This is a genomic window from Kocuria rosea (assembly GCF_006094695.1).
Lineage (GTDB): Bacteria > Actinomycetota > Actinomycetes > Actinomycetales > Micrococcaceae > Kocuria > Kocuria rosea.
The window spans coordinates 2,584,262-2,596,500 of sequence record NZ_CP035103.1 but is presented as its reverse complement, the minus strand read 5'-3'; the positions used below and the strand labels follow the sequence as shown (position 1 = coordinate 2,596,500).

General features: G+C 71.7%; 13 protein-coding genes and 1 riboswitch. All 13 genes read left to right on the top strand.

The features are described 5' to 3' along the window. Positions 1-34 precede the first annotated feature (34 nt). The 13 genes from rpsB (at position 35) to EQG70_RS11915 (ending at position 12,133) form a co-directional block, all read left to right on the top strand. Positions 35-943, top strand: coding sequence for a 30S ribosomal protein S2 (gene rpsB, locus EQG70_RS11975; RefSeq protein ID WP_109222382.1), 909 nt, complete (start codon positions 35-37; stop codon positions 941-943). Positions 944-1,053: 110 nt separating this feature from the next. Next, on the top strand, positions 1,054-1,884 hold the full coding sequence (tsf, locus tag EQG70_RS11970; RefSeq protein WP_017834130.1) for a translation elongation factor Ts: 831 nt from the start codon (positions 1,054-1,056) through the stop codon (positions 1,882-1,884). 232 nt (positions 1,885-2,116) lie between these two features. Beyond that, on the top strand, positions 2,117-2,890 hold the full coding sequence (pyrH, locus tag EQG70_RS11965; protein WP_017834131.1) for a UMP kinase: 774 nt from the start codon (positions 2,117-2,119) through the stop codon (positions 2,888-2,890). Between the two features lie 126 nt (positions 2,891-3,016). Continuing rightward, a complete protein-coding gene (frr, locus tag EQG70_RS11960; RefSeq protein WP_017834132.1) occupies positions 3,017-3,574 on the top strand; it encodes a ribosome recycling factor in 558 nt (185 codons plus the stop codon). After that, positions 3,574-4,530 carry a phosphatidate cytidylyltransferase gene (locus EQG70_RS11955; RefSeq protein ID WP_017834133.1) on the top strand — a complete coding sequence of 319 codons (957 nt, stop codon included), beginning with the start codon at positions 3,574-3,576 and terminating at the stop codon, positions 4,528-4,530. The genes frr and EQG70_RS11955 overlap by 1 nt, the downstream gene beginning before the upstream one ends. Before the next feature lie 25 nt (positions 4,531-4,555). Continuing rightward, positions 4,556-5,164, top strand: a complete 609-nt coding sequence (locus EQG70_RS11950) for a DivIVA domain-containing protein (RefSeq protein WP_095651366.1) — start codon at positions 4,556-4,558, stop codon at positions 5,162-5,164. A gap of 164 nt (positions 5,165-5,328) precedes the next feature. Beyond that, a complete protein-coding gene (locus EQG70_RS11945) occupies positions 5,329-5,709 on the top strand; it encodes a DUF485 domain-containing protein (RefSeq protein ID WP_017834135.1) in 381 nt (126 codons plus the stop codon). 3 nt (positions 5,710-5,712) lie between these two features. After that, entirely contained in the window at positions 5,713-7,344 is a 1,632-nt protein-coding gene (locus EQG70_RS11940; protein WP_109222385.1) for a solute symporter family protein, read from the top strand. A 223-nt stretch (positions 7,345-7,567) separates the two neighbouring features. Beyond that, entirely contained in the window at positions 7,568-7,840 is a 273-nt protein-coding gene (locus EQG70_RS11935) for a GlsB/YeaQ/YmgE family stress response membrane protein (RefSeq protein ID WP_017834137.1), read from the top strand. A 131-nt stretch (positions 7,841-7,971) separates the two neighbouring features. Beyond that, entirely contained in the window at positions 7,972-9,246 is a 1,275-nt protein-coding gene (gene dxr / locus EQG70_RS11930; protein WP_232035319.1) for a 1-deoxy-D-xylulose-5-phosphate reductoisomerase, read from the top strand. A 44-nt stretch (positions 9,247-9,290) separates the two neighbouring features. Next, a riboswitch (SAM riboswitch) is annotated at positions 9,291-9,407 on the top strand. Between the two features lie 100 nt (positions 9,408-9,507). Next, a complete protein-coding gene (locus tag EQG70_RS11925) occupies positions 9,508-10,401 on the top strand; it encodes a MetQ/NlpA family ABC transporter substrate-binding protein (RefSeq protein WP_109268701.1) in 894 nt (297 codons plus the stop codon). Next, entirely contained in the window at positions 10,398-11,477 is a 1,080-nt protein-coding gene (locus EQG70_RS11920) for a methionine ABC transporter ATP-binding protein (protein WP_109268702.1), read from the top strand. The genes EQG70_RS11925 and EQG70_RS11920 overlap by 4 nt, the downstream gene beginning before the upstream one ends. 56 nt (positions 11,478-11,533) lie before the next feature. Further along, positions 11,534-12,133, top strand: a complete 600-nt coding sequence (locus EQG70_RS11915; RefSeq protein ID WP_081615817.1) for a methionine ABC transporter permease — start codon at positions 11,534-11,536, stop codon at positions 12,131-12,133. The last annotated feature ends 106 nt before the right edge of the window (positions 12,134-12,239 follow it).

Here is a 12,239-nt window from a genome sequence, read left to right as displayed (position 1 = left end):
GCACGCCCTCCCGCACGAGAGACCAGGAGACGACATGTCCGTCGTTACCATGCGCCAGCTCCTCGACAGCGGCGTGCACTTCGGCCACCAGACCCGCCGGTGGAACCCGAAGATGAAGCGCTTCATCTTCACCGAGCGCAACGGCATCTACATCATCGACCTCCAGCAGTCGCTGTCCTTCATCGATCGCGCCTACGAGGCCGTCAAGACCACCGTGGCCCACGGCGGCACCATCCTCTTCGTCGGCACCAAGAAGCAGGCCCAGGAGGCCATCGCCGAGCAGGCCACCCGCGTGGGCATGCCCTACGTGAACCACCGCTGGCTCGGCGGCATGCTCACGAACTTCGCCACGGTCTCCAAGCGCATCGAGCGCATGAAGGAGCTCGAGGAGATCGACTTCGACGACGTCGCGGGCTCGCAGTACACGAAGAAGGAGCTCCTGCTCCTGCGCCGCGAGAAGGAGAAGCTGGAGCGCACCCTCGGCGGCATCCGCAACCTGACCAAGGCCCCCTCCCTGATCTGGATCGTGGACACCAAGAAGGAGCACCTCGCGGTGGACGAGGCCCAGAAGCTGGGCATCCCGGTCGTCGCGATCCTCGACACCAACTGTGACCCCGACGAGGTCGCCTTCCCGATCCCGGGCAACGACGACGCCATCCGCTCCGTCAACCTCCTGACCCGCGTGATCGCCGACGCCGTGGCCGAGGGGCTCATGGAGCGCCACAACAAGAAGTCCGGCGGCGCCGACCAGGCCGCCGAGCCGATGGCCGAGTGGGAGCGCGAGCTGCTCGAGCAGCACGCCGCCGAGCAGACCGCCGCGACCGAGGCCCCGGCCGAGACCGCTGCCCCGGCCGAGACCGAGACCGCCGCCGCGACCGAAGCCCCGGCCGAGACCGAGGCTCCCGCCGAGGCCCCGGCCGAGACCGAGACCGCCGCCGAGTAGTCTCCGTCCACCGTCCGTTTCCCCCGGCGGGGCACCGTCCCCGCCCGAGGCCGGCCGGGGCGGGCCCGTGCCCGCCCCGGCCGGCACCACCGACCGAGTGAGGAGTTTCCATGGCGAACTACACCGCCACCGAGATCAAGGCCCTGCGTGAGCGCACCGGCGCCGGCATGCTGGACGTCAAGAAGGCGCTCGACGAGGCCGACGGCGACCTCCAGAAGGCGCAGGAGATCATCCGCGTCAAGGGCCTCAAGGGTGTCACCAAGCGCGAGGGCCGGGCCACGGCCGAGGGCCTCGTCGCCGCGCGCGTCGAGGGCACCGTCGGGTACATGGTCGAGGTCAACTCCGAGACCGACTTCGTGGCGAAGTCCGCCCCGTTCGTCGAGTTCGGCAACAAGGTGCTCGACGCCGCCGTGGCCGCCGACGCCACCACGCTCGAGTCCCTCATGGACGCCCAGGTCGACGGCAAGGCCGTCTCCGAGCTCGTCACCGAGACCGGTGCCCTGCTCGGCGAGAAGGTCGTCGTCCGGCGCATCGCCCGCGTCGAGGGCGACAACGTGGCCGTCTACCTGCACAAGACCTCCAAGGACCTCCCGGCGCAGGTCGGCGTGCTGCTGGCCGTGGCCGGTGCCGACGCCGGGCAGGTCGCCCACGACGTCGCCGTGCACATCGCCGCGATGTCCCCGACGTTCCTCTCCCAGGAGGACGTGCCCGCCGAGACCGTCGAGTCGGAGAAGCGCGTCGCCGAGGAGACGGCCCGCGCCGAGGGCAAGCCGGAGAAGATCCTGCCGAACATCATCAACGGCCGCCTCAAGGGCTACTTCAAGGACGTCGTCCTGCTGGACCAGGACTTCGCCAAGGACTCCAAGAAGACCGTCGGCAAGGTGCTCGAGGAGGCCGGTGCGACCGCCACGGCCTTCGCCCGCTTCCGCGTCGGCGCCTGACCGGTCCTCTCCCGGGCGCCCGGCGCCCGCCCGCGACGGAGGCGTTCCTGCACGGCAGGGACGCCTCCGTCGTCGTTCCCGGTCCCGCTTGCGACGACGCCCTCGAGGCCCCGGGGGCCGGCGCCCGGGGGCGGACGCGTTCTGTATGCTGAGGGAGGCCCGCCCCCCGCGCCAGCTGCACCCTCGCGGGGCCGAGCCGGTCCACGCAGCTCCGTCGTCGCCGGGAGGAACCATGCCCACCACTTCTGCCTCCGAGATCAAGGACGAGGCCCTGCGCCTGAGCAGGGACCCCCGGGTCGCCCCCGCCCGCCGCCGGGTGCTGCTGAAGCTCTCGGGCGAGGTTTTCGGCGGCGGCTCCATCGGGGTGGACACGCGCGTGGTCCGCGACATCGCCGAGCAGATCGCGGCCACCGTGGGCCAGGTCGAGACCGCCATCGTGGTGGGCGGCGGCAACTTCTTCCGCGGCGCGGAGCTCTCCCAGGCCGGCATGGACCGCTCCCGTGCGGACTACATGGGGATGCTGGGCACCGTCATGAACTGCCTGGCCCTGCAGGACTTCCTCGAGCAGTGCGGGGTCGACACCCGGGTGCAGTCCGCGATCAAGATGGAGCAGGTGGCCGAGGTCTACATCCCGCGCCGGGCCATCCGGCACATGGAGAAGGACCGGGTCGTGATCTTCGGCGCCGGCGCCGGGCTGCCCTACTTCTCCACCGACACCGTCGCGGCCCAGCGGGCCCTGGAGGTCCACGCGGACGAGGTCCTCATGGCGAAGAACGGGGTGGACGGCGTCTACACGGCGGACCCCCGCACGAACCCGGACGCCCAGCGGCTGTCCACCCTCACCTACGGCGAGGCCCTCGCCCGCGACATCCGCGTCATGGACCAGACGGCCTTCAGCCTGTGCCGCGACAACGACGTGACGATGCGCGTGTTCGGCATGGAGGGCGAGGGCAACGTCACCCGCGCCATCCTCGGGGAGCAGATCGGCACCCTCGTCACCGCGTGAGCCGGCGCCGGGCGGCCCCCGGTTAGACTGGGGCGAGCACGGCCGGGCGGCGTGGTTCCCGCGCGGCGACCGGCCGAACCGACCCCGCGCGGAGGACTCCGTGCGACACGACGAAGGAGCCCCTACGTGATCTCAGAGACCATGTCCGAAGCGAAGACCAAGATGGGCAAAGCCGTGGAGGGCGCCAAGGAGGACTTCGCCGCGATTCGCACCGGCCGGGCCAACCCCTCCCTCTTCTCGAGCCTGCTGGTCGAGTACTACGGCACTCCCACCCCGCTCCAGCAGCTCGCCTCCTTCCAGAACCCCGAGGCCCGCACGCTGCTCATCACGCCGTACGACCGCTCCGCCCTCAACGACATCGAGAAGGCGCTGCGCAACTCGGACATCGGGGCGAACCCCGCCAATGACGGCAACGTCATCCGCGTGGTCATGCCGGAGCTGACGCAGGAGCGGCGCAAGGAGTACGTCAAGGTCGTCGGGCACAAGGCCGAGGAGGCGCGCGTCTCCGTGCGCAACATCCGCCGGCACGCCAAGGACCAGATCGAGAAGGCCGTCAAGGACGGCGACATCGGCGAGGACGAGGGCAAGCGCGCCGAGAAGGACCTCGACGCCGCGACCAAGAAGCACATCGACCAGATCGACGAGATGCTCAAGAACAAGGAAGCGGAGCTGCTGCAGGTCTGATGCCGGACCAGCCGCGACCGCACCAGGAGACGAAGGCTTCCCCGGGAACCGCCGGGGGGGCCTTCTCCCCGCGTGCCCGGCCGGCGCCCGTCCGGGCCGGCGCCGCGACGACCCCCGGCACGCCGGGGCGCCGGCACACCGCCCCCTCCCGCGCCGGCCGGAACCTGCCGGCCGCCGTGGGCGTCGCCGTGGTGCTCATCGGGACCCTGCTCGTCGGGCTGTTCGTCCAGCCCCTCGTCCTGGCGCTCTTCGCCGGGACGGCGGCGGGGATCGGCGTCTGGGAGGTCGGCCGGTCCCTGCGCTACCGCGGCATCGTCATCCCGCGCGTCCCGGCGGTGACCGCGGGCGTGCTGATGCCGGTCGCCGCGTTCGCCGGTGGCGGCGAGGCGCTGATGATGGCCGTGATCGTGGGGCTGACGCTCGTGATCGTCTGGCGGGCCCTGGGGGGCCGGGACGGCATGATCCTGTCCATCATGGGCTCCGTGTTCGCCCTGGTCTGGGTGGGCTTCCTGCTGAGCATCGCCCTGCTGCTCTACCACACCGAGGCGGGCCCCCTGAAGGTGCTCACGGTCATCCTGCTGGCCGTCGGCTCGGACACGTGCGGCTACGCCGTGGGCGTGGTCTGGGGCCGCCACCCCATGGCGCCGCGGATCAGCCCCAAGAAGTCCTGGGAGGGCTTCGCCGGGTCGCTGGGCGGCTCGGTGCTGATCGGCGTCCTGTGCGCCGTGCTGCTGCTCGACCACGCCTGGTGGGAGGGCGCCGTGCTCGCCGCGGTGCTCGTGCTCGCAGCCACCCTCGGCGACTTCTCCGAGTCCATGGTCAAGCGCGAGCTGGGGATCAAGGACATGGGCACCCTCCTGCCCGGCCACGGGGGCGTGATGGACCGGATCGACTCCATCCTCTTCGCCGTCCCCGCCGGGTACCTGCTCTTCGAGCTCTTCGCCGCGAGCGCCTGAGCCCGGCGTCCAGGACCCGCAGCCCATGCCTCCCGACCGCCCCGGAGCCCGGCCGGCCACCGCCCGCATCCCGCGGTGCACCGAGGCCGAGCGCGGCTACGACGTCGTCCAGGTGGACGAGCTCCTGGCCGGCGTGCACGCGGCCCTGCAGGACGCGCCGCCCGGTCCCGGACCGGCGCACCGGTCCGGGGCCGTGCTGAGCACTCAGGTGCGCGCCGCCGTCTTCGCCGACGCGCGGGGCGGTTACCGGCCGGAGGCCGTCGACGGGCTGCTGGACGCGGCCGAGGACGCGCTGGCCGCGGCCGAGCGCGAGCAGTGCCTGCGCGACCGGGGCCCCGAGGCCTGGCAGGAGCACGTCGACGCCCTGACCCGGCTGCTCCGGAACCGTCTCGACCGGCCGCGCACGCAGCGCTTCCGGCGCCCCTCCCGGCCGCGGGCCCAGGGCTACTCCGCGGCCCACGTGGACGTCCTCTGCGAGCGCCTGGGCGCCCGGCTGGAGGGCGCCGCGGACCTCGCGCCGGCCGAGCTGCGCCGGGCCGTGTTCCCGCCCGCGCAGGGGGAGCGCAGCTACGAGGAGCAGCAGGTGGACGCCTTCCTGGACCGCGCCGTCCAGCTGCTCCTGGCCTCTCGCTGAAACAGGCTCTCCGAAGCCTCTGTGTATACATGCTGGACCGGGCCTCGTCCAGAAACGCCGTTCCGTGTTCATCCTGACCCCTGAAAAGCAACTTTTGGGTGTCACGCCTTGCTCCTGTGCATACAACGGCCTAGTGTGGGCCACATCACATGAGGAGGTAGCCCATGTCCACCCAGCCACCCATCGACGCCGACGACCTCGTCGCCGACATCGATTTCCCCGCGGCCCAGCGGTCGCCAGAGTTCCAGGAGCTGCGGAAGACCCATCGCGGCTTCGTCTTCCCGCTCGCCGTCGCCTTCCTGGTCTGGTACCTGCTGTACGTGGTGCTCGCCATGTACGCGCCGCAGCTGTTCGCCATCCAGGTCATCGGCAACGTCAACCTCGGCGTCGTCCTGGGCCTGCTCCAGTTCGTCACGACCTTTGCCATCACGGGGGCCTACGTGTCCTTCGCCAACCGCAAGCTGGACCCGAAGGCCACGGCCATCCGGGAGCGTCTCGAGCCCAGCCTCGGCACCACCGGCGGCGTCCACGGACAGGAGAACTGACCGATGCACCAGCTGCACACCGCGCTCGCGCCCATGACGGCCGCCACCACGGAGACGGTCGGCACGCCCTGGATCAACATCTCCATCTTCGGCGCGTTCGTCGTCGTCACGATGGTCATCGTCCTCCGCGCCTCGAAGTCCACGTCCACGGCGGCCGACTACTACGCCGGCGGCCGTGGCTTCAGCGGCACCCAGAACGGCCTGGCCATCGCGGGCGACTACCTCTCGGCGGCGTCCTTCCTGGGCATCGTGGGCGCGATCGCCCTCCAGGGCTACGACGGGTTCCTCTACTCCATCGGCTTCCTCGTGGCCTGGCTCGTGGCGCTGCTGCTGATCGCCGAGCTGCTGCGCAACACCGGCAAGTTCACGATGGCGGACGTCCTGTCCTTCCGCCTGCGCCAGCGCCCCGTGCGCGTCGCGGCGTCCATCTCCACCCTCGCCGTGTCCGCGTTCTACCTGCTGGCCCAGATGGCCGGGGCGGGCGCCTTGGTGTCGCTGCTGCTGGGCATCAGCTCGCGGGTCGGGCAGTCGCTGGTCATCGTGGTCGTGGGCGTGCTCATGATCGTCTACGTCCTCGTGGGCGGGATGAAGGGCACCACCTACGTGCAGATCATCAAGGCGGTGCTCCTGGTCTCCGGCGTGGCGGTCATGACCGTCTGGATCCTGGCGCTCTACGGCTTCAACTTCTCCTCCCTGCTCGGTGACGCGGTCGCCGTCTCCGGCAACCCGGCCATCCTCGAGCCGGGCCTGAAGTACGGCGTGAGCGAGACCAGCAAGCTGGACTTCATCTCCCTGGGCCTGGCCCTCGTCTTCGGCGCGGCGGGCCTGCCCCACGTGCTCATGCGCTTCTACACGGTGCCCACGGCCAAGGAGGCGCGCACCTCCGTGGTCTGGGCCATCTCGCTGATCGGCCTGTTCTACCTCTTCACCCTCATCCTGGGCTTCGGCGCGGCGGCCCTCATCGGCGCCGAGCGGATCCAGGCGGCACCCGGCGGCGTGAACTCCGCGGCCCCGCTGCTGGCCTTCGAGCTCGGCGGGTCCCTGCTGATGGGCATCATCGCGGCGGTGGCCTTCGCCACGATCCTCGCGGTCGTCGCCGGCCTGGCCATCACGGCCTCGGCCTCGTTCGCCCACGACATCTACACCAGCGTGATCAAGAAGGGGAACTCCGATCCCCGCAAGGAGCTGAAGGTGGCGAAGACCACGGTGGTGGTCATCGGTCTCGTCTCCATCGCGGGCGGCATCGGCGCCCAGGGCCAGAACGTCGCGTTCCTCGTGGCGCTCGCCTTCGCGGTCGCGGCCTCGGCGAACCTGCCGACCATCCTGTACTCCCTGTACTGGCGGCGCTTCACCACCCGGGGGGCGGTCTGGTCCATGTACGGCGGCCTGATCATCTCGGTGGGCCTCATCGTCTTCTCCCCGGTCATGTCCGGCACCGAGACGTCGATGATCCCGACGGCCGACTTCGCGTGGTTCCCGCTGCAGAACCCGGGCATCGTCTCGATCCCGGCCTCCTTCCTGCTCGGCTTCATCGGTTCCATGACGGAGCGCCGTCTCGAGGACCCGATCAAGCAGTCCGAGATGGAGGTGCGCTCCCTCACAGGCATCGGCGCCGAGAAGCCCGTCGCCCACTGACGGATTCCCCGCTCCCACCTGGGAGGATCCACCGGCCCGCCCGAAGCCCCGGCTTCCGGCGGGCCGGTCCGCGTCCGGGAGGAACGCGTCGATTGGCTAACGGGAACAGACAGGCGGCTGACCGTCGGCTAGGGTGAGGCGCAGAAGCAACCTCAGGGTATTCCAGGGATACTCGCCGGTTGCGTACAATAAAAGTCCCTCCCGGGACGGATAAGGAGCCATCATGGGAATCATCAGCTGGATCATCCTCGGCCTCATCGCCGGCGCCCTCGCCAAGCTCATCATGCCGGGCAGCCAGGGTGGCGGCATCATCGTCACGATCGTTCTCGGCATCGTGGGGGCCCTCCTCGGAGGCTTCCTCGGCTCGCTGATCGGCATCGGGGACCTGGAGTCCGCGTTCGACATCGGCACCATCATCACCGCCGTCGTGGGAGCCCTCATCGTGCTCTTCATCTGGGGCGCGGTCTCCGGCCGCAAGGGTCGCGCCACGCGCTGACCCCACCCCCGTCGGTCGCCGAGGCCCCGTCCACCGCTCCCGGTGGACGGGGCCTCGGCCCGTTCCGGGCCGTCCGCAGGCACCCCCTGCGGGCACCGCACCGAGGAGTGGCGCTGGGGGATACTGGGGCCATGACGCCCCCCGCCACCTCGCCCCGCACCCGCCCGACACCCGAGCTGCGCGCCCTGGCCGCCGCCGGCCCCCGCCGGATCAGCGTCCTCGGCTCGACGGGCTCGATCGGCACCCAGGCGCTCGACGTCGTGCGGGCCGCCCGCGAGCTCGAGGGCGCGGACCCGTTCACCGTGGTCGCCCTCGCCGCCGGAGCACGGCACCTCGAGCTCCTCGCCGAGCAGGCCCTCGAGACCCGCGCCGCGCTCGTGGCGACCAGCGGCACCGCCCAGGACGCCGCCCGGCTGGCCGGCCTCATCGCGGACGGGGCCGCGTCCGCCGGGGCCGGGGGATACCGCCCGGACGTCGTGCACGGGCCCGACGCCGCGTCCGCGGCCGCCGCCCACCCCGACGCCGACCTCGTGCTCAACGGGATCACCGGCTCCATCGGCCTCGCCCCCACGCTGGCGGCGCTGCGGGCCGGGCACCGGCTCGCCCTGGCGAACAAGGAGTCCCTGATCGCCGGCGGCGCCCTCGTCAAGGCCGCCGCCGCGGCCACCGGGGACCCGGACGCCCTGATCCCCGTGGACTCCGAGCACTCCGCGCTGGCGCAGGCGCTGCGCGGCGGCACCGCCGGGGAGGTGGACCGGCTCGTGCTGACGGCCTCCGGCGGGCCCTTCCGCGGCCGGTCCCGGGCGGAGCTCGAGACGGTCACGCCCCGGGACGCGCTGCGCCACCCGACGTGGGACATGGGCCTGATGGTGACGACCAACTCGGCGACCATGGTGAACAAGGCCCTCGAGGTGCTCGAGGCCCACCTGCTCTTCGACGTCCCCCTCGAGCGCATCGACGTGGTGGTCCACCCCCAGTCGGTCGTGCACTCCATGGTCCAGTTCGTGGACGGCTCCACCCTCGCCCAGGCCTCGCCCCCGGACATGCGCCTTCCCATCGCCCTCGGCCTGGCCTGGCCGCACCGGGTGCCCGGGGCCGCCCTGCCGTGCGACTGGACGCGCGCCACGGAGTGGACCTTCGAGCCCCTCGACCCGGTGGCGTTCCCCGCCGTCGAGCTCCTCAAGGCGGCGGGGGAGCGGGGCGGGACCTTCCCCGCCGTGTTCAACGCGGCCAACGAGGAGGCGGTGCACGCCTTCCACGACGGCCGGATCCGGTTCCCCGCCATCGTGGACACCGTCGAGGCGGTGCTGGGCGAGCACGACGACGACGGCCCGCTGGAGCTCGAGGCCGTGCTGGCGGCCGAGCGCTGGGCCCGCCGGCGGGCCCGCGAGGTCCTCGCCCGCTGACCGGGCCGGGCCCGGCCCCGCCGCACGTGCTAGTGTGTCAGGCGGATGACGAGTCCCAGCGTGCAGCCCTGGCTTGCTGGGCGGCAACCCTCTCCCGTAGTGGGGTGCCCCAGGTGAACCATCCGGCACCGGCCGACGACGGCCGGCGGCAAGTACGGTCCGACCGCGCACGCGCCCTCCGGCGCGCCCTCGACCGTGGCCGCCGGACCCGTTGGCCCCGGTGGAGACCTCCGACACCCCGGACCCACGGAAAGGCACCACATGCGATCGCAGCGCCTCCCCTTCCTCGCCCTGGCCACGACCCTCGGCCTCGCCCTCACCGCCTGCGGCGGCTCCGCCGGGGAGTCCTCCGGCGAGGGCGTGCTCGCCGACGACAAGGTCACCATCGGCGTGGTGGGCACCGACCCGACCCACGACGCCCTCCAGCGGGTGGCCGAGGAGCAGGGCATCACCGTCGAGTACGTCGACTTCTCCGACTACAACCAGCCGAACCCCGCCACCGAGTCCGGTGACGTGGAGATGACCTGGTTCCAGCACGTCCCGTTCCTCGCCGACTACAACAACGCGGCCGGCGGCTCCATCACCCCGATCGGCTCGACCTCGATCTACCCGCTGGGCCTGTACTCCAACCAGTACGACTCCGTGGAGCAGTTCCAGGAGGGCGACGAGATCGCGGTGCCCAACGACGCCGTGAACCTCTCCCGGGCCCTGCTCGTGCTCGAGGCCGCAGGTCTCGTGGAGCTGACCAGCGACACCCTCATCCCCACCGAGCTCGACGTCGACACCGAGGCCTCCACGGTGCGGGTCACCCCGGTCTCCGCGGAGCAGACGGTGCTCTCGCTCGACTCGGTGGCCGGCTCGGTCATCAACAACGACTTCCTCTCGCGGGCCGACATCGACCCGCAGTCCGCGCTCGCCCAGGACGACCCCGAGTCCGAGGGCTCCCGCGCCTACGTCAACCTCTTCACCACCACGGAGGAGCTCGCCGACGACGAGACCCTCCGGCAGGTCGCGGACCTCTACCACGAGCAGGCCGTGCTCGACGCCGAGATGGAGGAGACCAAGGACACCGCCGTGCCGCTGCAGCTGGAGCCGGAGGAGCTCCAGGAGCTGACCGCGCGCTACCAGCAGGAGCTGAAGGACCAGGAGCAGTGAGCGCGGCGGTCCCCGCCGGGCCGCCCGCACCCGGGCGCCCGGACGAGGTGCTCGTCTCCTTCCGCAACGTCTCCAAGACCTTCCGCACCGGCTCGGGGCGGGCGGCGCGCGAGGTGCTCGCGGTCAACGACGTCACCCTCGACGTCCGCCGCGGCGAGATCTTCGGCGTGATCGGCTACTCCGGGGCGGGCAAGTCCACCCTCGTGCGCCTGATCAACGGGCTCGAGCCCGTGTCCTCGGGCTCCCTGACCGTGGAGGGCTTCGAGGTGGCCGGCCGGCGCGAGACCGAGCTGGCGCCCGTGCGGCAGGAGATCGGGATGATCTTCCAGCAGTTCAACCTCTTCACCTCCCGCACCGTCGCCGGCAACGTCGAGTATCCGCTCAAGCGGGCCGGCTGGCCGAAGGAGAAGCGCCGGGCGCGGGTGGCCGAGCTGCTCGAGTTCGTGGGCCTCGCCGCCCGCGCCGGCAACTACCCGGAGCAGCTCTCCGGCGGGCAGAAGCAGCGCGTGGGCATCGCCCGCGCCCTGGCGACCAGCCCGAAGCTGCTCCTGGCCGACGAGTCGACGAGCGCCCTCGACCCGGAGACCACCCAGGAGGTGCTGCAGGTGCTGCAGCGGGTCAACCGGGAGCTCGGGATCACGATCGTGATCATCACCCACGAGATGGACGTGGTCCGCGCGATCGCCGACCGCGTGGCCGTGATGCAGGACGGGAAGGTCGTGGAGCACGGCTCCACCGTGGACATCTTCGCCCGGCCCCGCACCGAGACCGCCCGCCGCTTCGTCTCCTCCGTCCTGCACTCGGTGCCCGACGCCCGTGAGGTCGAGCGGCTGCGCCGCGCCCACCGGGGGCGCCTGGTGATCGTGGACGTCGGCGACGGCGTGGACATCGGCGGGGTGCTCTCGGACGGCGCCGCCCGCGGGGTCCGCTTCACCATCGCCTACGGCGGGATCAGCGTGCTCCAGGAGCAGTCGTTCGGGTCCCTGACCTTCGAGCTGACCGGTGCGGACGCGGCCGTGCAGGCCGTGGTCGACGAGATGTCCCGCATCACGACCCTGAGAGAGGTGGCCGCGTGAACGACTGGTCCGTCCTGGGACCCGAGCTGCTGTCCGCGCTCGGGGAGACCCTCTACATGGTGGCGGTCACGCTGCTGCTCGCCGGCCTGCTCGGTCTGCTCGTGGGCGTCGGCCTCTACGTCACCCGCCGGGGCAACATCCTGGAGAACCGGGCGGTGCACGAGGGCCTCAACCTCGTGGTGAACTTCGTCCGGCCGATCCCGTTCATCATCCTGCTTGCCGCGCTGGGACCGGTGACCCAGGGGGTCGTCGGGACCCGGCTGGGGCCCAACGCCGCGATCTTCGCGATGACCATCGGGGCCATGTTCGCGGTGGCGCGCATCGTCGAGCAGAACCTCATGAGCGTGGACCCCGGGGTCGTGGAGGCGGCCCGCTCCATGGGCGTCTCCCGCGGCCGCATCATCACCACGGTGATCCTGCCCGAGGCGCTGGGCCCGCTGGTGCTCGGCTACACGTTCCTGGTCATCGGCATCACGGACATGTCGGCGATGGCCGGGGCCATCGGCGCCGGCGGCCTGGGCGACTTCGCCCTGCGCCTGGGCTACCAGCGGTTCAACGACGAGGTCACGTGGGCGGCGGTCGCCGTCATCGTGGTCCTGGTCCAGCTCGTGCAGGTGGTGGGCAACCGGCTGGCCCGCCGGATCCTGCGCCGCTGAGGCGCCCCGCCCCGCAGCCCACCGACGGCCGGTGCGCCTCCCTCCCGGGAGGGCACCGGCCGTCGTCGTGCCCTGGTGCGCCCGGTGCCCGACGTCCAGGATCGTG